The organism is Streptomyces vinaceus, assembly GCF_008704935.1.
Classification (GTDB): Bacteria; Actinomycetota; Actinomycetes; order Streptomycetales; family Streptomycetaceae; genus Streptomyces; species Streptomyces vinaceus.
Window position 1 is genome coordinate 7,143,108 of record NZ_CP023692.1, and the last position, 24,102, is coordinate 7,167,209.

Sequence of the window (24,102 nt, forward strand, 5' to 3'; positions counted from 1 at the left end):
GCCGATGAGCTTCGCCCGGTCAGCTCTTGACCAGGAGGCCGCGGGTGCGCAGGACGCGGCGTTCGGCGGGGCTGAAGATGAGGAGGTCGATGGCGATGCCGACGACGAGGATGAGGGTGATGGCGAGGAAGACGCCGGGGAGGTCGATGTTGTTGCGGCCGTTTTCGAGGAGTTGGCCCAGGCCCAGGCCGAGGTCGGGGGAGCTGGCGATGATTTCGGCGGCCATGAGGGAGCGCCAGGAGAAGGCCCAGCCCTGCTTGAGGCCGGCGAGGTAGCCGGGGAGGGCTGCGGGCATGACCACGTGGCGTGCGCCGCTGAGGCCGGTGGCGCCCAGGGTGCGGCCGGCGCGGAGGTAGAGCGGGGGGATCTGGTCGATGCCGGAGACGAGTCCGTTGGCGATGGAGGGGACGGCGCCGAGGAGGATGACGGTGTACATCATGGCGTCGTTGAGGCCGAACCAGAGGACGGCCGGGGGGACCCAGGCGACGGAGGGCAGGGACTGCAGGCCCTGGAGGATGGGGCCGATGGCGGCGCGGACGAAGGTGACGCGGGCGACGAGGAGTCCGAGGGGGGTGCCGATGGCGAGGGCGAGGAGGAAGCCGAGGAGGCCGCGGGAGACGCTGGTCCAGATGACGTCGAGGAGGGTGCCCTTGAGCCACATCTGGGTCAGGCTGTCCCAGACGGCGGAGGGGGCGGGGAGTTTGGTCTCGTCGGTGACCTTCAGGGAGACCAGTACCTGCCAGACCACGAGCACGAGGCCGATGGCGAGCAGCGGGGGCAGGGCTTTCTTGGTCAGGACCTGGCGGAGGGGGGTGCGGTGGGTGTGGACGGCGTCGAGGGCGTCGAGGCCGGCTTCCAGGCCGGCGAGGTCGTCCGTGGTCGGTTTGGTTTCAGTGCTGGCCATGGCGGCGGATCTCCCCACGCAGGTGTTCGGTGATTTCGACGGACAGTTCCGCGACGTCGGCGTCTTCGATGCGGCGGGGCTGGGGGATGTCGACGGTCCATTCCCTGGCGAGGCGGCCGGGGCGTGAGGAGAGCAGGACCACGCGCTGGGCGAGGCGGACGGCCTCGCGGACGTTGTGGGTGACGAAGAGGACGGAGACGTCGGTTTCGGCCCAGATGCGGGTGAGTTCGCCGTGCAGGACGTCGCGGGTGATGGCGTCCAGGGCGGCGAAGGGTTCGTCCATCAGGAGCAGGCGGCTGTCCTGGGCGAGGGCGCGGGCGAGGGCGACGCGCTGGCGCATGCCGCCGGAGAGTTCGTGGACGCGTTTGCCGTGGGCGCCGGTGAGGCGGACCAGTTCCAGGAGGCGTTCGGCTTCCGGCTTGCGGTCGGCTTTGGCGACTCCGCGCAGGCGCAGGGCGAGTTCGATGTTCTTGCCGGCGGTGAGCCAGGGGAACAGGGCGTGTTCCTGGAACATGAGGGCGGGGCGGCCGGCGGTGGTGATGGTGCCGGTGGTGGGGCGGTCGAGTTGGGCGACGAGGTTGAGCAGGGTGGACTTGCCGCAGCCGGAGGCTCCCAGGATGGTGACGAACTCGCCGGGTGCGACATCGAGGCTGATGTCGTCCAGGACGAGCTGTGATCCGGCCGGGCCGGAGAAGGACTTCGAGACGTGCTCGATCCGTGCGGCGTGTGACACCACGGTGGTGTCCTCGACAGCCTTGGCGAGTGTGGTGGCCATGGTCGTCACCTCCTGGGATTTCCGATTGCGGACTGGCTCGGTTGGGCTTACTCGGGCCGGTCCGGGGCTACTTGGCGCCGAGACCGCCGTCGGAGACCTCGGGCTTGCCGGCAGCCTTGAGGACCTTGTTCAGCAGGCTCAGGTCGTAGATCCCGGCGAGGTCGGGCTGCTCGATGAGCTTGGCCTTCACCGCCCAGTCGGACTCCGTCTTCAGCGTGGTGGCCAGCGGGTCGTCGGTGACGAGGATGCTCTTCCACGCCGGATCGATCACCTTCGCGTCGAGCGGCTTTCCGCCCTCCGCTTCCAGCTTCGCGTTGGCGGAGGCCTTCGCCTTGTCCGGGTTGGCGTTGATCCACTCGTTCGTCTTCACCGTGCCGGCCAGGACCGCCTCGACGACGTCCGGGTGCTCCTTGAGGAACTTCTGCGACACGATCACGTTGGTGATCACGAACTTCTTGTCGGGCCACAGGTCGGTCTCGTCGAGGAGGACGGAGGCGCCGTCGGAGACCAGCTTGGAGGCGGTCGGCTCGGGCACCCAGGCGCCGTCGATCGAGCCCTGCTTGAAGGCGTCCGGGGTCACCTTGTTGTCCGTACGCACCACGGACACGTCGCCCTTGCCGGACTCCGGGTCGACCTTCCAGCCCTTCTCCGCGATCCAGTTGAGGAACGCGACGTCCTGCGTGTTCCCCTTCTGCGGGGTCGCGATCTTCTTGCCCTTGAGGTCGTCCAGGGTCTTGATCTTGTCCGGGTTCACCACCAGCTTCACGCCACCGGAGGCCGACCCGGAGATGATCCGCAGGTTGCTGCTCTTGGACTTCACGTAGCCGTTGATCGCCGGCGAGGGGCCGATGAAGCCGATGTCGAGAGAGCCGCCGTTGAGCGCCTCGATCTCGGACGGACCCGCGTTGAACGTCTGCGGCTTGATCGCGGTCGCGCCCAGTTCCTTCTGGATCAGGCCCTCTTGCAGACCGACCAGCGCGGTGGCGTGGGTCAGGTTCGGGAAGTACCCGATACGGACCTCGGAGGCCGAGAGCTTCTTGTCGCCGGCGGCCGCGGCGTTCGCCTTGTCGTCGTCCTTCTTCGCCGCGGAACCGTAGCCGCAGGCGGTGAGCAGCAGGGGAAGCGCCGCTGTGACGGCGATGGCGCGCAGGGTGGTGAGCGGTCTTGCGGCAGACACGGAGGTGTCCTTTCACGGGATGGTGTTCACGGAAGTAAGGGAGTACGGGAGTACCGCGTACGGAAGGACGGGGTACGGGGGCGAGCCGCAGACATCGGCGCACACGGCACCCGCTCCCGGCCGTCGTCGGCGGGATCTCGGTCGCGGACTGCGGAGCGGGTGGGGTGCCGGACGCCCCTGGGGACGGGCGTCGAGGTCGTACGTCGAAGTTTGCGCTCGGAAGCAGGCTGGCGGCGGGACGGGCCGAGAGGCCTGCCCGGTCGACCGACGTACGCGCGGAGCGTGCCCGGCGAAGAGTGTCAGCCGGGCTGACAGATGGCGCTGGACGTACGTACGAGGTCGATGTGGCGGCGGGAAGTCAGAGGCAGCATCGGGCCTGCGTGGTGCAGTTCTCGCACGGCCACCTCACTTGATTCCTAGTTTTCCCACCTGGTTGGTAGGCATATTGGCAGAGCCGGACAGCGGGCCCAAGAGGGTGACCGCATCGTGGACGCCCATATCTCGGAATGCGAGAAACCGCAGGTGGGGCGGGGTGTGCTTCAGGCCAGAATCAGGGATTGGTCCAGGCCCCGGGGGGATCGGCCAGCGCCGATACGCCCGAGGGGAGCTCGGAGGACGCGACGTCCGCGAGCGTCACGCCGTCGAGGATCTCGCGCACATTGGCCCGCAGCGCGATCCACAGCGGGAGCAGCGACTGGGCGGGGCCGGTGTAGGACAGGTCCGGTGGCCGGACTCCGCGCACCGAGACGAGCGGTCCGTCCACGACGCGGATGACGTCCGCGATGGTGATGGACCCGGCGGGCTTGGCCAGGCGGTAGCCGCCGTTGCCGCCGCGCTGGCTGAGGACGAGACCGCCCCGGCGCATGTCGTTCAGGATGCCCTCAAGGAACTTGTGCGGGATGTCCTGGGCGTCGGAGATGGCCTCGGCCTTCACCGGCCCGTCGTCCTGCGACGCGGCAAGCTGCAGTGCGGCACGTACCGCGTAGTCCGCCCTGGCTGAGATCCGCATGGGGCCATTATCCGGCATGGATCCGGCCTGCGTCGGCCACGGGTGGCCGCAGGTCGCAGGGCATGCGCACGGGCCCGGCGGCGGGGCGGATCAGGGCCCGGATCGGGGGGACCGGAGCGTGTGTCCGCGCTCCGGGCAGCAGCTCCGGGCAGCTCCGGGCAGCTCCGGGCAGGAGCCGCGTCTCAGCGGAAGGCCGCCGCCACCGCGCGGTGGGAGCCGTTGAGGTAGTGCTCGCCGATGGAGCGCAGGCGGTGCGCGACCGGGCGGTGGGCGGTCAGGACCCGGGCGTTGCGCCAGAAGCGGTCCAGGCCGGGGGCGTCGGCGAGTTCCAGTACCCGGGTGGTGATGTGCAGGGCGGCCTTCGAGGTCACGGCCTCGGCCGTGGCGACCAGGGCGGCGACGGCCGCAGGTACGTCGGCGTCGAGGTGCGCACCCGTGGCCAGGGCCTGCGCCATCGCCTCCGTCGCCCGGTCGATGACGGCGGTGGCCGTCTGGGCGGCGGAGGCCAGTTCCCCGTAGGTCAGGAAGAGGTCCGCGTCCTCGCCGGGCAACCGGTGCGCGCGGCCGCCCCTGCTGAGGTCGCGTGCTTCGGTGAGGGCGCCCTCGGCGATGCCGAGCCCGACGTGGCACAGGGCGAGCCGCAGCGCCGGTTCCGCGAGCGCGGTCAGGGGTGGGGTCGACTCCTCGTCGTGGGGCCGGCGGCCCAGCACCTGCTCCGCAGTGACGGCGACGCGGTCCAGGACGACGCGGCCCGCGCCGGCCACCCGCTGGCCGAGACGGTCGTGGGAGGGTTCGACGCTCAGGCCCCGCGCGTCGGCCGGGATCCGTACGACCAGGACGTCGCCGGTCGCGGCGCAGACGGCGTCCACCACGATCTGGTCGGCCGCGGCCACCGCCGTGTCCACGGAGCGGTCTCCGCTGAGTACGTGGCCGGTGGGGCGGGGCCTCAGCCTGAGGTCCGGTCCTTCGGTGTCTTCGTCGGGCGCGGGGGTGCGGACCGCCCCGGTCCACAGCCAGCCCTCGCGCACCGATTCCTCTTCGAGTGCGGTGGCGAGCGCCGGGGCGAGCTCGTGGTCGGCGTAGAAGCGCCCGCTCCAGGTGTGTACGTAGTGACGGGCGAGCAGGTCGCCGACGGAGCTGTCCGCCGCGGCGATCTCCCGGATGACGGCACAACCGGTACGCCAGTCCGCTCCCCGGTCGGGTCCGGGCGGGGTGAGCGCCGCCGGCAGGCCCGCCTCGCGCAGCCGCGCCGTCTCGTCGGTCGGCGGCTTGCCGGCCTGGTCGCGGGCGATGGCGTCCGCGGCGAGGTCGTCCGCCACGTCGCGGGCGGTGCGCAGGAGCGCGCGGTGCCGCTCGTCGGAGGACCTGTGGCCGGCGGGGCTGGCGGTGGTCATGTCGGCTACTCCGGAACGTTGTTGGGCGGCGGACCGGGCAGGCGGTAAATCCCCACCTTTCCCATCGGATTGATAGGGATCCTCGCCCGAAGCGTCCTCCCCGGCAAGAGCGTGACCGAATGATGGACAGTTCGATCTCGGAATGAAAGACATCGCAGGTCAGTGCCCGGAGGGCGGACCCTGGGCCGGATCCACCGTCAAGGAAGGTGTGGACCAGGGGAGTTGAACCACCGCGCCCGCCTGCCGGAGACAGTCCTCCGGCGGTCCTCCGTCCGGTTCCTCCGGCCATTTCCTATGAGATCGATAGGGAAGTATTGACGAGCATCCGCCCCGCACCTCAGGATGTGCCCATGTCCCCGTCGCAGCCGTTGCTCGTACGCCGCAGGCACGTTGACCTCCGTCGCGTAGCCAGCGCCGTCTGCCGCCCCGTCTAGGGCTTTTCGTCAGGGCATTTCCTCGATGCGCGCCGGCGTTCCGGTTGCCGCTTCCCCCGGTGCGCCGCGCCTTCCGTGCGTGGCGCCCTTCGTGACCCCGGCCCACCGGCCCGTGCGGGTCGGTCCGGCATGCGCCGCGCCGCTCTCCCGGTCGGCTCCGTCACGCAGACGCCGTGCCCTGGCCTGCCCGAACACCCGGCATCCGTACCTCACTCCGCGCAGCCGAAGGGGCTCATCATGACCACCGCGATCTCCGTTCCCGCATCCGCCGTCCGCCGTTCCCCGGCCCCCCGCCTCCAGCTGGTCGGCGACCGTCCGCCCGTCGGCCCGGCCGTCCCCGCCGCCCCGGCCGCCGGGAGTGACGGAGGGCGCGTCGGATACCTCGTGTTCCTGCCGGCGAACGTCGACCCGGTCGCCCTGATGCAGGCGCACGGCATCCGCCCCGAGATCCATCCCCTCGGGCTCGGACTGCCCCAGAGCCCCGGATCGGAGCCGGCGCCGCAGGCCGCCCCCGCCCGGGCCGACGACGCGATCCGGGTCGACCGGGTACGCCGGCTGGTCGAGGTCGACGGGCAGGAACTGGCCCTCACGTACCTGGAGTTCGACCTCCTGGCCCACCTCGTGGCCCACCCGTACACGGTCCATACGCGTGATGCCCTCATCTCCGGCATCTGGGGCTACGGGCACATCGGCGACGGCCGCACGGTCGACGTCCACGTGGCCCGGCTGCGCCGCAAGCTCGGAGCCGCCTACCGGGACCGCATCTCCACCGTGCGCCGCGTCGGATACAAGTACGTCCCCGACCACCAGTAGCCCCGAGGCCGCTCAGCCCTCGCCCGCAGCGCCCGGTTCGCGGCCCCCGGCATCCGCCGCGAGCGTCAAGGCCGAGTCCGCGTGGACGGTGATGCGTACCGGCGTGAACGTGGTGGCGTCCACCGCCGACTCCCCGTTGCCGGGGTTGCGGGCGAAGCGCGGATGGGCGCCCGCGCTGATCTGCCACCGTATGCGGTGGCCGACGGCGAAACGGTGGGCGGTGTGGCTCATCGCCACGGTGATCTGCGCGGGCTCCTGCCCGTGCGTGCGCACGCGGCCCAGCCCGTCACAGACGTTGACGGAGCGGCCCTGTGCGTCCACATCGCACAGCCGGGTGAAGACATCGGAGTGCCCGGTGTCCGTCGAGATGCTCAGCCGCGCGGATACCGGCCCGAGGACGTCCACGGCCTCGGTCAGCGGTGGACCGGTGAACGTCAGTACGTCGTCCCGGGCTTCCAGGGCGCTGTTGTCGCGCGGACCGGCCGTACGGGAGAGGAGCTGGCCGCCGACGGAAGGCGTCGGGTCGTCCGGGTCGTAGCGGAACGAGGCCAGTGGCGCGCGGTCCGAGGGAGCCTCCCGGGTGAGGTGACCCTGCGCCGTGGGGAACCACCGGCCGGTGTACGGGGCCGGTGGCCAGTCTTCGAGGTCCCGCCAGGCGTTCTCGCCGCCCATGTGCACGCGCACCCGTGTGGGGCGCAGGCCGGAGGTGTCGGGACCCAGGTGTGCGCGCAGCCAGGCGAGGCTCTCGGCGAACACCTCGGGCCATCCCTGTTGCAAGGCGGAGGTGTGGGTCCAGGGGCCGACGAGCAGGGAGGTCTCGCAGCCGGCGGCGCGCAGCCGCTCGTACTGCTCGAAGGTCTGGTCGGCCAGCCCGTCGTGCCATCCGGTGATCAGGCTCGTGGGCACGCGGAGCCGCCGCGCGGACTCCGCCTGCGACGCGCCCCGCCAGTACGGGTCGTCGGCGTCGGGCCGTGTCATCACCTCGTCCAGCCAGGGCACCTCGCACCCGAGGGCCGCGGTGTACGCCCCGCGCAGGGGTTTCGCGGTGGTGACCTCGCGCAGCCGGCGCTGCAGGCGCAGTGTCGCCTTCACGAACGGCCCCACGCCCTGGTGCTGGTAGGTCATGCCCAAGCCGACGGCGAGGGCCTTCTCCAGGTGCAGCGCGCCGCCCGAGTGGAACAGGGCGTGGGGATCGTGCAGGCCCACCTGCACCACCATCGCCTTCAGCTCCGGCGGCGGGTCCAGGGCGAGCGCCCACTGTACGTAGCCCAGGTAGCTGGGGCCGACGGTCCCGAGGGTCCCGTTGAACCAGGGCTGCTCGCGCAGCCAGGAGACGGTGGCCCGGCCGTCCTCGGCCTCGTTGCGCCACAGGTCGAACTCACCCCCCGACCCGCCGGTTCCGCGGCAGCTCTGCAGGGCCACGTGGAAGCCCTGTTCGGCGAAGAGCAGGCCGTACATGGGGGACCACGGCAGGCCCCGGCCGTACGGGGAGCGCACCAGAAGGGTGGGGAAGTCGCCCTCTGTGCGGGGGAAGTAGTGGTCGGTGATCAGCGGGCTGCCGTCGGCGGCCGGCACCTCCAGCCCGGGCTCCCAGCCGACCTCGTGCAGTTTGGCCGGGAGGCGGCGCCAAGTCGCCCGCATCATCCGGGCGGCCGGCGGCGGTTTCCCTGCGGGCGGTGCCCAGACCGGCCTCGACACGGGGTGGTGCGTGAGTGGTGTCATTGTGCCCCTCCTTCATTTCCGTACACTGTACGAGAATAGAGCATGCTTGACTGGGCCCCGCAAGGGCCGCCGATCATGGAGAGGAGCGTGGGCCGTGCCGCGCGACGGAAGCGCCGACGCCCCGGCGCTCGACCCCCAGCAGCTCTGGCTGGGCTCCGACCAGCCCCGCAAGGGCCGCAAGCCCGCCTACAGCCGCGAGGCGATCACCGCGGCGGCCGTGGCCCTGGCGGACGCGGAAGGGCTCGAAGCCGTCACCATGCGGAAGGTCGCCGCACAGGTCGGAGCCGGCGTCATGTCGCTCTACAGCTACGCGCCCGACAAGGAGACGCTGCTGAACCTGATGGTCGACCACGTCACCGGCGAACTGCCGACCGCGTACGCGCTCACCGGCGACTGGCGCGCCGACCTGAAGACGACCGCCCGCCTCCAGCGCGCCCACATGCTGCGCCACCCCTGGCTGCCCGCCGCCCTCACGACCCGCCGCGTCCCCGGACCCAACACGCTGGCCTTCCTGGAACGCGTGCTCACCGCCCTGCGGCCCGCCGGACTGGACGGGGCGGCGAAGCTGGAGGTCTTCGCCCAGCTCACGGCATTCGTGGCCGGGCACGTCGCCCACGAGACGGCGCAGGCCGCGCTGACACAGTCCCCGGACCGGGCCGCGGCCGAAGCCCGCTACCTCGCGGTCGTCGCCGCGGACGGCAAGCACCCGGAGCTCGCCGAAGCCCTCGCCACCCCCGGGCGCCCCCTCACGCCCGACGCCACCTTCGCCCGGTTCCTGAACCGTCTGATCGACGGCCTCGACACCGGCTGACCGGTCCCGGTCGACGCGTCGCCCACCTCGACGGCGGTCAAGGCCGCGGTGGCGTCCAGCGCGGATCGCGCCCGCTCAGCCCGACCGTCCGGTCGAGCAGCGGGGCGTCGTCCGGCACGGGTACGACGGCTCCGAAGATGCCGCCGCCGCGCCCCGCGTCCTGGGCGGCCTCCAGCAGGAAGGCGTGCGAGACGCGCAGCGCCGCGGGGTCGGGTGCGTACTCCTGGCCGGTGGCCCGGGCCAGGTCCCAGCCGTGGACGACCAGTTCGTCCGCGGCGACCGCGCCCGCGACCGCGCCGGGGAGGTCCACACCCCCGGCACGCGTCATTCCGGTCCAGGCGGCCGGTTCCTTCCAGGCCTCGGCCATTTCGGCGAGGGCCCGGGGCAGTTCCTCGCGCCAGCCGGCCGGCAGGGAGGGCGTGGTGGTGCCGGGGGCGGTGTCCGTCGTGGCGCCCAGGTCCTTGCGGGCGACGTCGCGGAACGCGACGGCCAGGCCCGTGAGGTGGCCGAGCAGCTCGCGGACCGTGTACTCGGGGCACGGCGTCCGGCCGGCGAGCGCGGCGTCGGTGACCTCCCCCGCGAGACGGGCCACGAGCCGGGTCTGCGGCCCGAGGTCGATTGCCGTCGTGTCGGACATCTGCCGCTCCTCGCTCCCTCTGGGTACTGGGCCTGAAGGGTAGACCGGTGAGGGGGTCGGGACTCATCGCCACGCGGGTCCGTCCGTGGGACCGACTCCAAGCAGGGGGGCACCGGGCTCCGCCGTGTCGATGAGTTCCGGGGCGTGCGCAGGTCTATCTCTTGACGGAGACAACCGACTCATCAGGAGGAAGCCATGGGCCTCATCCACATCGAGATGTTCGCGACCCTCGACCTCGTCGGGCAGGCGCCCGGCGGCCCCGACGAGGACCCGGCGGGGTTCCCGTTCGGCGGCTGGCAGGCGCCGCTGCTGGACGAGGTCTCCGGGGCGCAGGTCGGTGCCGCGTACGAGGGCACCGACGCCCTCCTGCTCGGCCGGCGGACGTACGACATCTTCGCCGCCTACTGGCCCCACCAGAAGGGCGGGGAGGACGGCGAGATCGCCGCGCTCTTCAACAGCGTCCCGAAGTACGTGGCCTCGCGCGGCCGGCCCGACCTCTCGTGGGCCGGGTCCACGCAGCTCGGCCCCGACCTCGCCACCGCGGTACGGGAGATCCGCGACCGGCACGAGCACATCAAGGTCGTCGGCAGTCTGAACCTCGTGCAGAGCCTCCTGCGCGAGAAGCTCTTCGACCGGCTCGACCTCTGGGTGCACCCGATCGTGCTCGGTGTCGGCAAGAAGGTCTTCGACGACGGCGCGGTACCCACCAACGTCACGCTCCTCGAACCTCCGGCGGCCGGCCCGAAGGGCACCGTCTACCTGCGCTACGGGATCGCCGACGGCACGCCCGCGACGGGGGACATGAGCGCACCCGACCGCGGGGTCGGGAACGACGCCTGAGGCCGCCGGCGCCACGGGACGTAGCCCCGGACCGGACTGAGGGCCCACGGTCCGTCCGGGCTACCGTCCGCCGGGGCCGGTCACCGCGTGCAGCTGCGAGCGCAGGGCGGCCAGCCGGACGCGCAGCCGCTGCGGCGGCGTGGGCGCCAGGCTGCGGGAGGCGCCGCGCGCGTAGTACCGCTCGACGTAGTACTGGCCGCCGCTCAGCACGGTCGTGGTGGCGACGTACCAAACGGTGGCGACCATCAGCAACGGGATCACCTGGTAGTTCTGGTTGTAGACCAGCTGCACCGAGTACAGCAGGTCGTGCACGGCGAGCACGCTGACGATGCTCGTGCCCTTGAGCGTGCCGATCAGCATGTTCCCGGCGGTCGGCACGATCGACCGCATCGCCTGGGGCACGACGATCCTGCGCAGGGTGCGGAGCCTGCTCAGTCCGAGGGCCTGCGCGGCCTCGGTCTGGCCGGGATCAACGGAGAGGATGCCTCCGCGCACCACCTCGGCGGCGTACGCGGACTCGTGCAGGGTCAGGCCGATGACGGCGGTGAGGGTCGGGCCGAGCAGGTTCACCGTCTTGACGGTGAAGAGCTGGGGGCCGTACGGGATGCCGAGGCCGAGGGTGGGGTACAGGGCGCCGATGTTGAACCAGAACAGCAGCTGCACCAGCAGCGGGGTGGACCGGAAGATCCACACGTAGCCCCAACTCACTGTCCGCAGAACCGGATTGGCGGAGAGGCGCATGACCGCCAGTACGGTGCCGAAGAGGAAGCCGAGCACCATCACCGCGCCGGTCAGCCACAGGGTGAGCAGCAGTCCGTCGAGTACGGCTTCGGTGGTGAAGTACCGGCCCACCACCTCCCATTGAAAGGCTTCGTTGCGGACGACGGACGCCAGCACCATCGCGAGGACCAGCAGGGCCGCGGCCGCGGACAGCCTGCGGCCCACGTGCCGGCGCGGCACGATCGGAGGCGGCTCGGTCCCGGGAGGTCCGGGCCGCCCTGGGCGCTTGGCCGGGACGGCGGCCGCCGCCCCGGCGCGGGTGTCGTCCGGGGCGGATACGGCGGAGGCGGCTGAGACGTCGGGCGGGGTGGCCATGGGGAGGCTCTCCAGGGAAGGGTGCGCGGGCGTGGGTGAATGGGCACTCGTGTCGTCACGCTCACCGCGTCCCTCAACGCGGGTGAAGGGCATCCGCGTTGGCGGGGAACCCTTCTCCGGCGATCGTATGCGCCCACGACCCGGCCGTGTCAACCACGCGAGGGCCGGACTGCTGTCCGGCATTCGGGCCCTTGCTTGACGAAGAGCAGGATGTACTGCTCAAGTAGTCGCATGAATGCCCATCAGCGCTTGGTCTCGCGCGACTACATCGACTTCGGTCGGGTGTGGTCCGCGGTGTGTTGCGCCTGACGCGGCAGCGGGCTGTCTGATCGGCCCTTCCCTCCCTCGGTGACCCCGTCGCGGGCCGAGATCCTCCTTCGCACGCCCACCGGGCACACGCGTCGAGCCGTACGAGGCGCGTTGCCGTGAGCCCGGGCGTGCGCCGCCGCCGAAACCCCGTTCCTCCCGACGCCCCGCGTCGTCACGCCGGCGCCCTCCCGTGCCCATGTCCCATGCCCATGTGCCCCTCTGTCGTGTCGTCAATTTCTGCTGCGCCAGAGGCTGTTCAGCCATGTCCGCGGGCACGCCCGCGCCCCCGCGCCCTCCCGTTCCGAAAGGCCACCCCCATGCCCGTGGAGTTCCTCGGCATCGCCGCGACCAACAACGGCTCCGAAACCACCGCGCGATCCGGCGCCGCCTTCGACAAGGAGTACACGCTCCGGCTCGCCCGGGCGCACGAGGACCACGGCTGGGACCGCGTGCTGTTCGCCTACGGTTCCGGATCCCCGGACCCCGCCCCGGCGGCCGCGTACATCGCGAGCAGACTGGACCACCTCCAGATCCTGCTCGCCCACCGGCCCAACGTCTCGTACCCCACCTACGCGGCCAAGACCTTCGCCACCCTGGACCAGATCAGCGAGGGCCGCCTGACCGTCCACTTCATCACCGGCGGCAACGACCACGAGCAGGGCCGCGAGGGCGACACCCTCACCAAGGACGAACGCTACGCCCGCACCCGCGAGTACATCCGTATCGTCAAGAAGATCTGGACCACCCGCGAGCCCTTCGACCACGAGGGCGAGCACTACCGTTTCCACGACTTCGTCAGCGACGTCTTCCCCGTCCAGCAGCCGCGCCCGAGCGTCTCGTTCGGCGGCTCCTCGTCCGCCGCTTACGCCGCGGGCGGGGCGGAAGCCGACATCTACTGCCTGTGGGGCGAGCCCCTCGCGAAGACCGCCGAGCAGATCGAGACCGTGAAGTCCGCCGCCAGGGCCGCGGGCCGCACCGACGTGCCGCGCATCCAGGTCGCCTTCCGCCCGATCATCGCCCCGACCGAGGAACTGGCCTGGGAGAAGGCCCACCGTACGGTCGGCGCGATCAAGCAGCGCCGACAGGCGGGCCTCGTACGCCACCACCGCAACGGCGTCCTGGAGGCCTCGGCGCCCCAGAACACGGGATCGCAGCGGCTGATCGCCATCGCCGAGGCGGGAGAGCGCTACGACCGGGCGCTGTGGACCCCGACCGCGGCCGCCACCGGCGGGGCAGGCAACTCCAACGCCCTCGTCGGCACCCCGGAGACGGCCGCCCAGGCACTGCTGGACTACTACGACCTCGGCGTCGACATCCTCTCGGCGCGCGGCTACGACCTGCTGGACGACGCCGTCGACTTCGGCCGGTACGTGATCCCGCTCGTCCGGGAGGAGGTCGCGAAGCGAGACGCCGACCGCGCTGCCGACCGCGACGCCACGCAGGAAGCCACGCACGAAGCCACGCACGCCGCACACGCGGCACACGACGGAAAGGCCCTCTCGCTGTGAACCTCCCCGGGAACGGGACCCGCACCCGCCCGCGGACCGCGGCCGCCCTCGCCCTGCTGCTCCTCCTGGCGCTGACCGCCTGCGGCTCCGGTGGCTCCGGCGCCGTCGCGGCCGGTACGGGCGCCGCCCAGGTGTCCTCCGCCCCGGCCGACGACCCCGTCGCCGGTGTCCGGCCCGTGGAGTCGGTCGCCGCCCTGCTGCCCGCCGAGGTCCGCAAGGCGGGCACCCTGCGGGTCGGCAGTTCCGTCGGAGCCCCTCCCGCGGCCTACTACCCCAACGGGCAGGACAAGCCGCCCGCAGGCCAGGACATCGACATCGCCGACGCGGTGGCCAAGGTCCTCGGCGTGAAGCTGCAGCGCCAGGACGCCTCCTTCGAGACGATCCTGCCCGCGCTCGGCAGCGGCAAGTACGACTTCGGTACGGGCAATTTCGGTGTCACCACCGAACGGCTGAAGACCATCGACTTCGTCACCTACGTCAACGACGGGCAGGGTTTCGCCGTCAAGACGGGCAACACCACCCTGACCACCCAGGTCTCGGACCTCACCCAGCTGTGCGGACTGACCATCGGCACCGGCGCGGGCACGACGTTCGAGAAGACCCTCACCGCGCAGAAGGGCATCTGCGCCGCCGCCGGCAAGAAGCCGTACGAGGTGAAGGTGTTCTCCGAGACCGGGGCCGTCACCACCGCACTCCAGCAGGGCCGTATCGACGTCGTCATGTCGACGATCAACGGCCTGCGACACCAGGCCGCACAGCCGGCCGCGCAGACCACGTTCCTCGGCGAGTACCACCGCCTCGACGTCGGTTTCGCGTTCAAGAAGGGCTCGCCGCTCACCCCCGCCCTCCAGGCCGCCGTCAACGAGCTGATCAAGGACGGCATCTACGCGCGGATCCTGAAGAAGTGGGGCACCACCGCCTCCGCGATCGACACGTCGCAGATCAACCCGGCCGAGCACGCGTGAGGGGCGGGTCCGTGAGCGACGTCATGGTCGAGGTGCGCGGGGTCCACAAGAGCTTCGGGGCGCTGGAAGTGCTGCGCGGTGTGGACCTGGAGGTCCGTGCCGGAGAGGTGACCGTGATCCTCGGCCCCTCCGGCTCGGGCAAGTCCACGCTCCTGCGCACCGTCAACCACCTGGAGAAGGTCGACCGCGGCTGGATCAGCGTCGACGGCGATCTGATCGGCTACCGCAGCTCCCGCGGCAAACTGCACGAGCTGAAGGAGAAGGAGGTCCTGAGACAGCGCACGCGCATCGGGTTCGTCTTCCAGAACTTCAACCTCTTCCCGCACCTCACGGTGCTGGACAACCTCGTCGAGGCGCCGGTCTCCGTACTGCGCCGCCCGCGGCGGGAGGCGGAGGCGACGGCCCGCCGACTGCTGGAGCGCGTGGGCCTCTCCGACAAGGCCGGCGCCTACCCGCTACAGCTGTCCGGCGGGCAGCAGCAGCGCGTGGCCATCGCCCGCGCGCTCGCCGTCGAACCCAAGGTGCTGCTCTTCGACGAGCCGACCTCGGCGCTCGACCCGGAGCTGGTCGGCGAGGTCCTGGACGTCATCAAGGACCTCGCCCGCGCCGGAACCACCATGATCGTCGTGACGCACGAGATCGGATTCGCGCGCGAGGTCGCCGACACCGTCGTGTTCATGGACGGCGGAGCCGTCGTCGAACAGGGGCCGCCCGCGGCCGTCCTGGACGACCCGCAACACGCCCGTACCCGCGCTTTCCTCGCCAAGGTCCTCTGACCGCACACGCTCCGTGTCAGCCGAAGGAGGAGGCGTTACGCGCGGGGCGACGGCGACGAGCTCCGCAGTGGCGCCTTCCCCCGCTGGTTGAAGGGGAGTCTGCCGAGTACGACCGCCATGCCGCAGGTGTTGCTGAGGGCGGAGAAGACCAGACCCGCCGCGATCCCCGCCGACAGCAACCGGAATGCCGGATGGACGAGGAAGCCGAGGGCCAGCCCGAGCAGTACGACGGCACCCGCCGTGAACCGGACCTGGCGCTCCATGGCCCAGACGGCCCGAGGACGGTCCGCGGGGTGGTCGAGCGCGTGCCCCTCGGCCGCCCAGGCGGTGGTGCCTCCGGTGAGGAACGAGGCTTCGACGCCGTGGGAGGCCAGGGTGGCGACGGCGTTCTGCGCCCGGGCGCCGGAGGCGCACACCACCAGCAAGGGCTTGAGCGCGGCGGTCTCACGGAGTTCCGGCAGCGCGCGACCGATGCGGTCCAGCGGGACGTTGACGGCGTCGGGCAGATGGCCTGACGCGAACTCGGCCGGAGTACGGACATCGACGACGGTCAGCCCGTGGCGGCGGGAGAACGCCTCGCTCACGCTCAGGGCAGCGGCAACACTCATGGCAGATCGCGTTCCTTGGCAGAGGGGGGAAGGCCTGCGCGGAAGGGAAGGCCGGAGGCACGTGCCGGGGATCCTAGACGCCCGGCGCCCTCGCGGCCGCCGCACGACACGACTGCCATGCGGTTGCCATGCTGCGGCAACAACGCCGCAGTGCAGGACGGCGAGCCGGGCCGTCACACGCTTTTAATACCGCGTGCATGGCCCTCAGAGGGGGCTCTCCGCATGATCGAACTCCGTTCGCCACAGCCGAGGAGCCCCCTGATGACCACCCGCCGCCACTTCATCGCCGGGTCCGCGGCGACCCTCGGCCTCGCCGCGCTCCCGGCCGCGCCGGAGGCCCTCGCGGCGCCCGCGTCGGACCGGGGCGCCGCCGCGGACGCCGGTACGGCCACCCCGAACTTCCTGGTGATCCTCGCCGACGACCTCGGCTACGGAGAACTCGGCGCGTACGGCCAGAAGCTGATCACCACGCCGCGGATCGACCGGCTCGCCGCCGAGGGCCTGAAGTTCACCGACGCCTACTCCACCGCCGCCGTCTGCGCGCCGTCCCGCTGCTCGCTGCTGACCGGCCTGCACACCGGCCACTCCGCCGTTCGGGCCAACCCCGACGGGGTCCCCGGTGCGCTGAAGGCCGGCGACACCACCTTCGCCGAGGTGCTGCGCGCCCGCGGCTACCGGACCGCGGTGATCGGGAAGTGGGGCTTCGGGCCGGAGGAGGGGGACCAGCCCAGCCACCCCAACTCCCGTGGTTTCGAGGAGTTCTACGGATACATCGACCACGGGCACGCGCACGAGTACTACCCGCAGTACCTCTGGCACAACGGTGCGAAGGAGACGATCGCCGCCAACGCGGGCGGCGCGAAGGGCGCGTACGCCCCCCAGCTCATCGAGCAGCGCGCCCTGGACTTCATCGGCGACCACGCCGCCGAGCCCTTCCTGCTCTTCCTCACACCGACCGTGCCGCACGCACCGAGCGACATCCCCGACGTCGGCGCCTACGCCTCCCGTACCTGGTCCCAGCAGAACAAGGGCCACGCCGCCCAGATCACCTACTTCGATTCCCTCGTCGGGAAGGTCACCGACCGGCTGCGCGCGCTGGGCATCGCCGAGAACACCGTCGTCCTCGTCACCAGCGACAACGGCCCGCACGAGGAAGGCGGGGTCAACCCGGACCTGTTCGACGCGAACGGCCCGCTGCGCGGCTACAAGCGCAACCTCTACGAGGGCGGCATCCGCGTCCCGCTGATCGCCTGGTCCCCGGGCCGGATCGGGGCGGGGACCACCGACCGTCCCACCCCGCTCACCGACGTACTGCCCACCCTGGCGGAGCTCGGCGGCGCACCCGCGCCCGCCGACATCGACGGGCTGTCGGCCGCCCCGCTGCTCGCCGGGTCCCCCAACGCCGCGCTCCACGACCACCTCTACTGGTACCGGGACGAACGCGGGGTCACCAGCCGCGCCAACGCCGAGGACGGCGGCCGCGCCACCTGGCTCGCCGAGGCGGTGCGCAAGGACGACTGGAAGGCCGTGCGGTTCGCGCCGGTCAGGGACCACGCCCTGCCCGACGCGCAGTGGCAGGTCGAGCTGTACGACCTGGCCTCCGACCCCGGTGAGCAGCGCGACGTCGCCGCCGCCAACCCGTCCTTGGTCACCGGCCTGGTCGCCCTCATGCGTTCCTCGTGGGTGGACACGTACGTCCGGGGGCCCTTCGGCGTCCGTGCGCAGATCCAGGGGCCGGCCGTGCCCGGTCAGCCCTTCACGGTGACGGCCACCCTCGCCAACGGGTCGGCCAGGGCCTGGACCGGCGCACTCCTCGCCCTCGGCGCCCCGGCGGGCTGGCAGGTCCAGGCGACCACCGCCACCGGCCGGGACCAGCTGGCTCCCGGGGCCGCGCTGACCACGTCCTGGCGCCTCACCCCGCCGGCGACGGCCGCCCCCGGCACGCAGTGGCCGCTGACCTTCGACGGGACGGCGCAGTCGCCGACCGGGCCGCTGCGGTTCTCCGTCCCGGAGCGGGTGTCGACGGTGCCGGCGGCCCCGGTGGCGGACTCGTATCTGAGCGATCTCGCGTGGGTGTCGGCCAGCAACGGGTGGGGTCCGGTGGAACGCGACCGCTCCAACGGGCGCAACGCGGCGGGGGACGGCACGCCGATCTCGTTCGGCGGGGTGACCTACGCCAAGGGCCTCGGCGTGCACGCGCCCTCCGAGATCGTCTACCACCTGGGCGGGACGGCGGACCGTTTCACCGCGCTCGTCGGCATCGACGACTTCTCCACGAAGCAGGCCGCCACCGGCGCGACGAAGGCCTCGGTACGGGGCGACGGCAAGGTGCTGTTCACCACCGGCAAACTGACCGGAGCGGGCGGCCCCGTGCGGGTCGACGTCGACGTCCGCGGGGTGAAGCTGCTGCACCTGGTGGTCGAGGACGCCAACGCCAATTCGGCGTTCGACCACACCTCCTGGGCCCTCGCCCGGGTGACGGTGCTCTGAGGCGTGCGGGGCCCGCGGGGCGCCGGAAAAGTGGGTGGGCACCACGGGATCCTCACCGACCCGGCTCCGCTCCAGGTGCCGGGGGCGGGGGAGGAGCCGGCCGGTGTCCGGGACGGCGACACGGGCGTCCTCACCGTGACGGCCCGCCCCCACACGCCTCGGCAGCCCTGTCCCGGTGCTCAGGCGCCGCCGGTGAGCTGGAGCACGGCTATGCCGGCCAGGACGGCGGCGCTGGCGGCGATGCGGCGGTGGCCGAGACGTTCGCGGAACACGACCGCGCCGATCAGGGCGCCGAAGACGATGCTGGTCTCCCGCAGGGCGGCGATGGTGGCGAGATCGCCGCGGGACTGTGCCCATACGACGAGCCCGTACGCCAGCAGGGAGAGCAGCCCGCCGGCCAGGCCGCGGCCGCACAGCGGGCGCAGGGCGGTGAGCAGGGCCGGACCCCGGCGGGCCCGGGCGATGACCGGGAGCACGAGCCCCTGGCAGAGGTAGAGCCAGGCGATGTAGCCGAAGACGCTGCCCGAGGCGCGGACGCCGCTGCCGTCGACGAGGGTGTAGGAGGCGATCATCACGCCGGTGCCGACCGCGGCGGCCAGCGCGGGGAGCTGGGCGCGACCGGGCAGCCCGTCGGCGAAGGCGAGACCGGCCAGCCCGCAGGAGACCACCGCGATGCCGAGGGCCTGGCCGGCGGGCAGGGAGTGGCCGAGGAAGGCGGTCGAGACCAAGGCCACCACGATGGGCGATGTGCCCCGGGCGGTCGGGTACATCTGGCCGAAGTCGCCGAGCTGGTAGGAGCGCAGCAGCAGGAGCTGGTACGCGACCTGCAGTGCGGCGGAGGCGGCGATGTACGGCCAGGACGCCGGGTCGGGCAGCGGGGCGAGGCAGACGAGCACGGCTCCGCACCCGGCGGAGGCGAGGCTGATCAGCGTGAAACCGGCCAGTTTGTCGCTCAGGCCGTGGGTGAGGCCGTTCCAGGTGGCGTGCAGTACCGCCGAGGCGAGGACGACGACGGGCACGACGGCCGCACCCGTCATGGACGGCAGGCTTACTGGCACGTTCGCTCCCCGCGACCGGTGGAATCAGTTTCCTTGGTAGGTTATCTCCATGGAATTTGATTCCGCAGCAAGGGGCGGGCTCGCCGCCTACGTCCGGGCCCACCTCTCCGAGCTGCGCGACACCGAGGCGCGGGTGGCGCAGGTCGTGCTGGACCAGGGCCCGGAGCTGGTGCACCTCAGCGTCAGCGATGTCGCGGCGCTGGCCGGGACCGCGTCCTCCACGGTCGTACGGGCCTGCCAGCGGCTGGGTTTCCGCGGGTACCAGGAGCTGAAGATCGCCGCCGCACGGCAGGCCCCCGCGCAGGAGCCCTCCCGGGACCGGGACCCGGCCGCCCGCGCCCTGGCCGACACGGTCCGCGCCGCCCGGGAGGCACTGGACGGGGTGACGGCGACGGTCACCCCGGAGCTGCTGCGCGCGGCGGCCGCACTGATCGGCGCGGCGGCGCGGGTGCTGATCGTCGGCGCGGGCCTCTCCGGCGCCGTCGCGCTGGACACCGCCTACCGGCTCCGCGCGCTGGGCTGCGCGGTCGACGCTCCGGCCGATCCGCTGACGGCGCAGCTGGCCGCCTCGCAGCTGACGTCCGCGGACGCCTGCCTGGCCATCAGCCATACGGGCGCCACGCGCAGCACGGTGGACGCCGCCCGCGGGGCGCGCCGGGCCGGAGCCCGGGTCCTCGCCCTGACCAGCTACGCCCGCTCGCCGCTGAGCGAGACCGCCGACCGCACGCTGGTCGCGGGCGGCCAGGACCTGGTGTTCGGACTGGAGACCGTCGCGAGCCGGCTGGCGCACCTCACCGTGATCGATGCCCTCACCCTCACCCTGCTCGGACTGCGCGGAGCGCCGGCCGAAGCGGCCCTGCGGCTGTCCGCGGACGTCACGGTCGACCATTCGTACTGATGACATTTGTACGGCCCGGGACGGGATGCGTGGCCCTACCGGAGGCGTGGTCGGTCTCCGTACGCTCCTCACATGTCGAACTCACACGAAGTCGGACGTGAAGACGCCTGGGAAGGCGTCGTGGTCAACCTCTCCCGGGGCATGCTCGACGGCTCGAACATGTACCACTTCGCCGAGATCCGCCTCGCCGACGGCGAAACGGTCAAGATCCGGATCGGCCGCGGACTGTGGAAGTCGATCGCGGCCGGCGACCGGATCGTGAAGCGGCCGGGAGCCGACCCCGTCAAGGAGTAGCCGCCTGCGGGCCACCCGGATCGCGCGCCGATTTCTTAGCATCCGGGGCCAACTATTCGTCCGGCCGCCACCGGGGCGACTACAAAGGATCGAAACCGATCCGAACCCTGCGACGGGGAGAATGCCGAAGGCGGTGCATGCGTATGCGCGAACACGACGGGACCGAACCGATCGCGGGCGGATTACTCCGGGGAAGGCGGAATACCGGCGGTCTCCCGTGATGCGGCCGACCGTGCTGAAACCCGTGTCCTTTTCGCCGGCTCACGCGTCGGCGGACGACTACCAGCTCCTCACGTCGACCATCCGGTCGAGGGCGGTGGACGCTCAGGGATTCTTCGGCGGCGCCTCCCGGCAGCCGGGAGAAAAGGCCTTCCTGCCCCTGCACATCCAGCTGCGGGGCCTGTCCATCGACCTCTACATCGAGCTCTGCCTGCAGAACGCGGGCATGCGCATCGTCGGATTCCGCAACACCCTGGAGAACGGGCAGGCCCCGCGGGAAGCGTGCGTCCGGCACGTGCGGGACTCCGCCCCGCCACCCGGGATCCGTCGAACCGAAGTCCTGCCGTTCGGCGGAGGCCGCTCCGACCTGGAAACGGCCGCCGCCGTGCGGCGACTGGGGATCTCACTGGGGCGCCGGCAGCTCGGCAACGCGGTGACCTGGCTGCACCGGAACCGCGATCCGAAGTGCACCGCGCACGGAATTCTCGTGCTCTCGGAAATGGTCTGCGAGGCCGCCCGATATCCCGCTTTGGCCGATGCCATGTCGCGCATCTGGATGACCGGCGGACGCCTGTCGGACGCGGCACCCGCCTGAAATTCCTCGGCGGTGTCCGCTGTGGCCGGTCACATGGGGTACGAGAGCAGGCGTACCCCTCCGGCCGGCCACTGCGCACCCTCGCGCAGCGGCGTCCACATGGTGCGCAGCGGCATGATCACGGGACCCTCGCGTTGTTCCACCCTGACGTCCTGCTCCAACACCTGCCAGCCCAGCCGCCGGTACAGGGGGACGAGCGGCGGTCGGCAGAAGAGGAGCCCGTGCCGAGGGCCCATCGTCCGTGCGTGGCCGAGGGCCGCGGTCATGACGAGGCGGGCGAGCCCCCGCCCGCGTACGTCCGCCGCGACGGCCACCCCGCCCACTCCCACCACCTCGGCCTCGGCGCCGCCGACCGACACGGGCACCCGGAGCAGGCCCGTATGTGCCACGAGCCGGCCTTCCAGCCTGACGCCGAAATGCTCTTCCTTGGGCAGCCATGTCAAACCGGCGTCAGCGACACCGAACGGATCGGCACCCTCACCGAGGATCTCGGCCTGCTCGGACTTCGTGTACCGCGTGAGGCGCACCGCTGTCGGTGGCGCAGAAGACAAGTGGTCCATCCCGACATGTTCCCGTTCCGGGACGTCCCTTCGTCCAGCGGGGTGCTTCTCTACGCGTCGGAGACGGTGCACTGTGTGCGGCCTCCCGTCGGGCCGGGGCCGGCGCGCGGACTGTTGCGTACGCTGGCGGACATGCACATGCGCCCCACTCTGAGCTGGACGCCCCCCGCGGGCCTGCGGCCCGGCACCACCGATCCGGAGCCGGTCGCCGACGCGCTGCGCAGCGGCGGCGTACTGGTGCTCAGCGGGGCCGGCATGTCCACGGAGTCGGGCATCCCCGACTACCGGGGCGAGGGCGGGAGCCTGCGCCGGCACACCCCGATGACCTACCAGGAATTCACCGCCGACGCCCAGGCCCGGCGCCGGTACTGGGCCCGTAGCCACCTCGGCTGGCGCACGTTCGGCCGGGCCCGGCCCAATGCGGGGCACCGGGCCGTGGCCGCGTTCGGGCGGCGCGGGCTGCTCTCGGGCGTGATCACCCAGAACGTCGACGGGCTGCACCAGGCCGCCGGCAGCGCGGGCGTGGTGGAACTCCACGGGAGCCTGGAGCGAGTCGTCTGCCTTTCGTGCGGCTCCTTCGAACCGCGCCGGGAAGTCGCCCTGCGGCTCGCGCAGGCCAATCCCGGATTCGAGCCCGTCGCCGCCGCACTCAACCCGGACGGGGACGCCGACCTCACCGACGAGCAGGTCGGGGACTTCCGCGTGGTGCCGTGCGCGCGGTGCGCCGGTGTCCTCAAGCCGGACGTGGTGTTCTTCGGTGAATCCGTTCCGCCGGGGCGGGTCGAGCACTGCCGCGCGCTGGTCGCCGATGCCGGCTCCCTCCTGGTCCTGGGGTCCTCACTGACGGTGATGTCCGGGCTGCGGTTCGTCCGGCAGGCGGCCCGGGCCGGAAAGCCCGTTCTGATCGTCAACAACGACCCCACCCGCGGCGACGAGCACGCCCTCACCCGGGTCGCACTCCCCTTGGGCCCGACCCTCACCGCCCTGGCCGACCGCCTGGACGTCCCGCTCGACGAAGACCCGGCAACCTGAGCCACCCCGCCCGCCGTGCCCAGCCCGCGCCCGGTGCGGAAATCCGTGGACGGGCTCTCTGGAGCTCCCATATTGTGTGGCCCCGCGCCCAGAGACGAACGGAAGGAGGCGACTGCCGTGTGTGTGACACCTTTCCGGCGCTCCCCCTTCCCTCGTCCCGGCGCGGTTCGTCAGTTCTGACCGGGAGCGCTCCAAGCAGCCTGTATCCCGGAGGAATCCATGACCGGTCCGGTCACCATCCGTACCCTCACCGCGAGCGACGCTCACCTCTTCGACGCACACCCCGACCCCCTCGGCGCCCGTGAAGGCCATCGGCGTACCCGGTTCCGCCCCGACTGGCAGCGCGTCGCCCTGCGCGACGGCGAGGTCGTCGCACGCGGCGCGTGGTGGGGCGGCCCCGACGACGCGGAGCCCGTCAACATCAACTGGTTCGACGTGGCCGAGGGCGAGGAGGAGGCCGGGGCCACACTCCTGCGCTCCGCCCCCTGGCGGGTCGAACTCGAAATCAACCTGCCCGGCGACTGGCGGGAGAAGCCCGACCTGCGCTCCGCCGCCGAGGCCCGCTTCGCCGCCGCACGAGCCGCAGGGTACGAACTCCTGGTGGAACGCTTCCTGTACCGCTGGACGCCCGAGCGGGGTCTGCCCGAGCGGCCCGGACGCCTGCGCTTCGATGCCGAACCCGACGACACCGTGTTCTTCGAGGCGTTGCGCCGCATCCACTCCGTCACCCTGGACGCCCACGCGCTCAGGGCCGTGGCGGAGGGCGGCCTCGACCAGGCCGCCCAGGAGGAACTCGACTTCTTCCACTGGTGTCCCTCCCCGCGGGAGTGGTGGCAGGTCGCCCGCACGCCCGAGGGCGACCTGGCCGGCATCCACATCCCGGCTCACAACCCCTCCGGCCCCACCATCGGCTTCATCGGAGTCGTCCCGGAGCAGCGCGGCCACGGCTACGCCTACGACCTCCTCGCGGAGTGCACGCACTTCCTCGTCGCGCAGGGCGCGCAGTACGTGAGCGGAGCGACGGACCGCGGCAACTTCCCCATGGCCGCGCACTTCGCCAAGGCCGGCTTCCCCGTCGTCCGCGAACGCATCAACTTCCACCCGGCGGGCCGAGCGGCCTGACGGGACCAGCACGCGGTGAGTGGTCCGGGCCCCCGAGGCCGGGTCCGGACCGCTCGG

Annotated in this window: 25 protein-coding genes; 13 read left to right on the forward strand and 12 right to left on the reverse strand. The window is 71.9% G+C overall.

Annotated elements, in window-relative coordinates; translation table 11 throughout:
- Positions 1 to 19: 19 nt before the first annotated feature.
- From CP980_RS32190 to CP980_RS32210, 6 genes are all read right to left on the reverse strand, one after another.
- Positions 20 to 904: an ABC transporter permease gene (locus tag CP980_RS32190; RefSeq protein ID WP_150529758.1), complete on the reverse strand. Its 885-nt coding sequence runs from the start codon at positions 902 to 904 to the stop codon at positions 20 to 22.
- Positions 891 to 1,679: an ABC transporter ATP-binding protein gene (locus CP980_RS32195; RefSeq protein WP_150529759.1), complete on the reverse strand. Its 789-nt coding sequence runs from the start codon at positions 1,677 to 1,679 to the stop codon at positions 891 to 893. The genes CP980_RS32190 and CP980_RS32195 overlap by 14 nt, the downstream gene beginning before the upstream one ends.
- A gap of 67 nt (positions 1,680 to 1,746) precedes the next feature.
- Positions 1,747 to 2,856, reverse strand: coding sequence for an aliphatic sulfonate ABC transporter substrate-binding protein (locus CP980_RS32200; protein ID WP_150529760.1), 1,110 nt, complete (start codon positions 2,854 to 2,856; stop codon positions 1,747 to 1,749).
- A gap of 299 nt (positions 2,857 to 3,155) precedes the next feature.
- Entirely contained in the window at positions 3,156 to 3,227 is a 72-nt protein-coding gene (locus tag CP980_RS36785; protein WP_351157054.1) for a putative leader peptide, read from the reverse strand.
- 179 nt (positions 3,228 to 3,406) lie between these two features.
- Positions 3,407 to 3,865, reverse strand: a complete 459-nt coding sequence (locus CP980_RS32205) for an RrF2 family transcriptional regulator (RefSeq protein WP_132760940.1) — start codon at positions 3,863 to 3,865, stop codon at positions 3,407 to 3,409.
- A 182-nt stretch (positions 3,866 to 4,047) separates the two neighbouring features.
- A complete protein-coding gene (locus tag CP980_RS32210; protein WP_150529761.1) occupies positions 4,048 to 5,259 on the reverse strand; it encodes an acyl-CoA dehydrogenase family protein in 1,212 nt (403 codons plus the stop codon).
- 350 nt (positions 5,260 to 5,609) lie between these two features.
- Between CP980_RS32210 and CP980_RS36790 the strand changes: the two genes are divergently transcribed.
- Together CP980_RS36790 and CP980_RS32215 are read left to right on the forward strand one after the other, a co-directional pair.
- On the forward strand, positions 5,610 to 5,693 hold the full coding sequence (locus CP980_RS36790) for a putative leader peptide (RefSeq protein WP_324617234.1): 84 nt from the start codon (positions 5,610 to 5,612) through the stop codon (positions 5,691 to 5,693).
- Between the two features lie 237 nt (positions 5,694 to 5,930).
- Complete coding sequence (locus CP980_RS32215; protein WP_132760942.1) at positions 5,931 to 6,506, forward strand: winged helix-turn-helix domain-containing protein; 576 nt, start codon at positions 5,931 to 5,933, stop codon at positions 6,504 to 6,506.
- Between the two features lie 12 nt (positions 6,507 to 6,518).
- Here the strand turns inward: CP980_RS32215 and CP980_RS32220 are convergent, their stop codons facing one another.
- The gene (locus CP980_RS32220) at positions 6,519 to 8,228 is read right to left on the reverse strand and encodes a CocE/NonD family hydrolase (RefSeq protein ID WP_373312990.1); all 1,710 of its coding nucleotides are present in this window, start codon (positions 8,226 to 8,228) and stop codon (positions 6,519 to 6,521) included.
- 94 nt (positions 8,229 to 8,322) lie between these two features.
- Here CP980_RS32220 and CP980_RS32225 point away from each other — a divergent pair, with 94 nt between their 5' ends.
- The gene (locus CP980_RS32225; protein ID WP_150529762.1) at positions 8,323 to 9,039 is read left to right on the forward strand and encodes a TetR/AcrR family transcriptional regulator C-terminal domain-containing protein; all 717 of its coding nucleotides are present in this window, start codon (positions 8,323 to 8,325) and stop codon (positions 9,037 to 9,039) included.
- Between the two features lie 37 nt (positions 9,040 to 9,076).
- On the opposite strand, the gene CP980_RS32230 is transcribed toward CP980_RS32225, so the two are convergent.
- Positions 9,077 to 9,676 (reverse strand): TIGR03086 family metal-binding protein, encoded by a 600-nt coding sequence (locus CP980_RS32230; RefSeq protein WP_132760945.1) that lies wholly within the window; start codon positions 9,674 to 9,676, stop codon positions 9,077 to 9,079.
- 195 nt (positions 9,677 to 9,871) lie between these two features.
- Between CP980_RS32230 and CP980_RS32235 the strand changes: the two genes are divergently transcribed.
- Entirely contained in the window at positions 9,872 to 10,516 is a 645-nt protein-coding gene (locus CP980_RS32235; RefSeq protein ID WP_132760946.1) for a dihydrofolate reductase family protein, read from the forward strand.
- Positions 10,517 to 10,576: 60 nt separating this feature from the next.
- Here the strand turns inward: CP980_RS32235 and CP980_RS32240 are convergent, their stop codons facing one another.
- Entirely contained in the window at positions 10,577 to 11,611 is a 1,035-nt protein-coding gene (locus CP980_RS32240) for an amino acid ABC transporter permease (RefSeq protein ID WP_150529763.1), read from the reverse strand.
- A gap of 626 nt (positions 11,612 to 12,237) precedes the next feature.
- Between CP980_RS32240 and CP980_RS32245 the strand changes: the two genes are divergently transcribed.
- The 3 genes from CP980_RS32245 to CP980_RS32255 are packed head-to-tail and all read left to right on the forward strand — an operon-like array spanning position 12,238 to position 15,169.
- A complete protein-coding gene (locus CP980_RS32245) occupies positions 12,238 to 13,428 on the forward strand; it encodes an LLM class flavin-dependent oxidoreductase (RefSeq protein ID WP_229907371.1) in 1,191 nt (396 codons plus the stop codon).
- Positions 13,425 to 14,393: an ABC transporter substrate-binding protein gene (locus CP980_RS32250; RefSeq protein ID WP_150529764.1), complete on the forward strand. Its 969-nt coding sequence runs from the start codon at positions 13,425 to 13,427 to the stop codon at positions 14,391 to 14,393. Before CP980_RS32245 ends, CP980_RS32250 begins: the two co-directional genes overlap by 4 nt.
- Positions 14,394 to 14,416: 23 nt before the next feature.
- The gene (locus CP980_RS32255) at positions 14,417 to 15,169 is read left to right on the forward strand and encodes an amino acid ABC transporter ATP-binding protein (protein WP_165937471.1); all 753 of its coding nucleotides are present in this window, start codon (positions 14,417 to 14,419) and stop codon (positions 15,167 to 15,169) included.
- Between the two features lie 35 nt (positions 15,170 to 15,204).
- Here the strand turns inward: CP980_RS32255 and CP980_RS32260 are convergent, their stop codons facing one another.
- Entirely contained in the window at positions 15,205 to 15,777 is a 573-nt protein-coding gene (locus CP980_RS32260) for a rhodanese-like domain-containing protein (RefSeq protein WP_150529765.1), read from the reverse strand.
- A gap of 261 nt (positions 15,778 to 16,038) precedes the next feature.
- Between CP980_RS32260 and CP980_RS32265 the strand changes: the two genes are divergently transcribed.
- A complete protein-coding gene (locus CP980_RS32265) occupies positions 16,039 to 18,267 on the forward strand; it encodes a sulfatase family protein (RefSeq protein WP_150529766.1) in 2,229 nt (742 codons plus the stop codon).
- A gap of 179 nt (positions 18,268 to 18,446) precedes the next feature.
- On the opposite strand, the gene CP980_RS32270 is transcribed toward CP980_RS32265, so the two are convergent.
- Positions 18,447 to 19,304 (reverse strand): DMT family transporter, encoded by an 858-nt coding sequence (locus CP980_RS32270; RefSeq protein WP_150530436.1) that lies wholly within the window; start codon positions 19,302 to 19,304, stop codon positions 18,447 to 18,449.
- Between the two features lie 70 nt (positions 19,305 to 19,374).
- Here CP980_RS32270 and CP980_RS32275 point away from each other — a divergent pair, with 70 nt between their 5' ends.
- From CP980_RS32275 to CP980_RS32285, 3 genes are all read left to right on the forward strand, one after another.
- Positions 19,375 to 20,223: a MurR/RpiR family transcriptional regulator gene (locus CP980_RS32275; RefSeq protein WP_132760952.1), complete on the forward strand. Its 849-nt coding sequence runs from the start codon at positions 19,375 to 19,377 to the stop codon at positions 20,221 to 20,223.
- A 72-nt stretch (positions 20,224 to 20,295) separates the two neighbouring features.
- Positions 20,296 to 20,517, forward strand: a complete 222-nt coding sequence (locus CP980_RS32280) for a DUF7489 domain-containing protein (protein ID WP_132760953.1) — start codon at positions 20,296 to 20,298, stop codon at positions 20,515 to 20,517.
- 316 nt (positions 20,518 to 20,833) lie between these two features.
- Entirely contained in the window at positions 20,834 to 21,331 is a 498-nt protein-coding gene (locus tag CP980_RS32285) for a ribosome-inactivating family protein (RefSeq protein WP_229907370.1), read from the forward strand.
- Between the two features lie 29 nt (positions 21,332 to 21,360).
- Here CP980_RS32285 and CP980_RS32290 read toward each other — a convergent pair whose 3' ends face one another.
- Complete coding sequence (locus CP980_RS32290; protein ID WP_150529767.1) at positions 21,361 to 21,891, reverse strand: GNAT family N-acetyltransferase; 531 nt, start codon at positions 21,889 to 21,891, stop codon at positions 21,361 to 21,363.
- A gap of 132 nt (positions 21,892 to 22,023) precedes the next feature.
- Here CP980_RS32290 and CP980_RS32295 point away from each other — a divergent pair, with 132 nt between their 5' ends.
- Positions 22,024 to 22,923: an NAD-dependent protein deacetylase gene (locus CP980_RS32295; RefSeq protein ID WP_150529768.1), complete on the forward strand. Its 900-nt coding sequence runs from the start codon at positions 22,024 to 22,026 to the stop codon at positions 22,921 to 22,923.
- A 219-nt stretch (positions 22,924 to 23,142) separates the two neighbouring features.
- Complete coding sequence (locus tag CP980_RS32300; protein ID WP_150529769.1) at positions 23,143 to 24,045, forward strand: GNAT family N-acetyltransferase; 903 nt, start codon at positions 23,143 to 23,145, stop codon at positions 24,043 to 24,045.
- Positions 24,046 to 24,102: the final 57 nt, after the last annotated feature.

What these genes read in the sequence shown, in the direction of transcription:
- CP980_RS32190 (WP_150529758.1), bottom strand. Translation starts at nt 904, where the DNA reads ATGGCCAGCACTGAAACCAAACCGACCACGGACGACCTCGCCGGCCTG.
- CP980_RS32195 (WP_150529759.1), bottom strand. Translation starts at nt 1,679, where the DNA reads ATGGCCACCACACTCGCCAAGGCTGTCGAGGACACCACCGTGGTGTCA.
- CP980_RS32205 (WP_132760940.1), bottom strand. Translation starts at nt 3,865, where the DNA reads ATGCGGATCTCAGCCAGGGCGGACTACGCGGTACGTGCCGCACTGCAG.
- CP980_RS32210 (WP_150529761.1), bottom strand. Translation starts at nt 5,259, where the DNA reads ATGACCACCGCCAGCCCCGCCGGCCACAGGTCCTCCGACGAGCGGCAC.
- CP980_RS36790 (WP_324617234.1), top strand. Translation starts at nt 5,610, where the DNA reads ATGTCCCCGTCGCAGCCGTTGCTCGTACGCCGCAGGCACGTTGACCTC.
- CP980_RS32215 (WP_132760942.1), top strand. Translation starts at nt 5,931, where the DNA reads ATGACCACCGCGATCTCCGTTCCCGCATCCGCCGTCCGCCGTTCCCCG.
- CP980_RS32220 (WP_373312990.1), bottom strand. Translation starts at nt 8,228, where the DNA reads ATGACACCACTCACGCACCACCCCGTGTCGAGGCCGGTCTGGGCACCG.
- CP980_RS32230 (WP_132760945.1), bottom strand. Translation starts at nt 9,676, where the DNA reads ATGTCCGACACGACGGCAATCGACCTCGGGCCGCAGACCCGGCTCGTG.
- CP980_RS32235 (WP_132760946.1), top strand. Translation starts at nt 9,872, where the DNA reads ATGGGCCTCATCCACATCGAGATGTTCGCGACCCTCGACCTCGTCGGG.
- CP980_RS32240 (WP_150529763.1), bottom strand. Translation starts at nt 11,611, where the DNA reads ATGGCCACCCCGCCCGACGTCTCAGCCGCCTCCGCCGTATCCGCCCCG.
- CP980_RS32245 (WP_229907371.1), top strand. Translation starts at nt 12,238, where the DNA reads ATGCCCGTGGAGTTCCTCGGCATCGCCGCGACCAACAACGGCTCCGAA.
- CP980_RS32255 (WP_165937471.1), top strand. Translation starts at nt 14,417, where the DNA reads ATGGTCGAGGTGCGCGGGGTCCACAAGAGCTTCGGGGCGCTGGAAGTG.
- CP980_RS32260 (WP_150529765.1), bottom strand. Translation starts at nt 15,777, where the DNA reads ATGAGTGTTGCCGCTGCCCTGAGCGTGAGCGAGGCGTTCTCCCGCCGC.
- CP980_RS32265 (WP_150529766.1), top strand. Translation starts at nt 16,039, where the DNA reads ATGACCACCCGCCGCCACTTCATCGCCGGGTCCGCGGCGACCCTCGGC.
- CP980_RS32270 (WP_150530436.1), bottom strand. Translation starts at nt 19,304, where the DNA reads ATGACGGGTGCGGCCGTCGTGCCCGTCGTCGTCCTCGCCTCGGCGGTA.
- CP980_RS32275 (WP_132760952.1), top strand. Translation starts at nt 19,375, where the DNA reads ATGGAATTTGATTCCGCAGCAAGGGGCGGGCTCGCCGCCTACGTCCGG.
- CP980_RS32280 (WP_132760953.1), top strand. Translation starts at nt 20,296, where the DNA reads ATGTCGAACTCACACGAAGTCGGACGTGAAGACGCCTGGGAAGGCGTC.
- CP980_RS32290 (WP_150529767.1), bottom strand. Translation starts at nt 21,891, where the DNA reads ATGGACCACTTGTCTTCTGCGCCACCGACAGCGGTGCGCCTCACGCGG.
- CP980_RS32295 (WP_150529768.1), top strand. Translation starts at nt 22,024, where the DNA reads ATGCACATGCGCCCCACTCTGAGCTGGACGCCCCCCGCGGGCCTGCGG.
- CP980_RS32300 (WP_150529769.1), top strand. Translation starts at nt 23,143, where the DNA reads ATGACCGGTCCGGTCACCATCCGTACCCTCACCGCGAGCGACGCTCAC.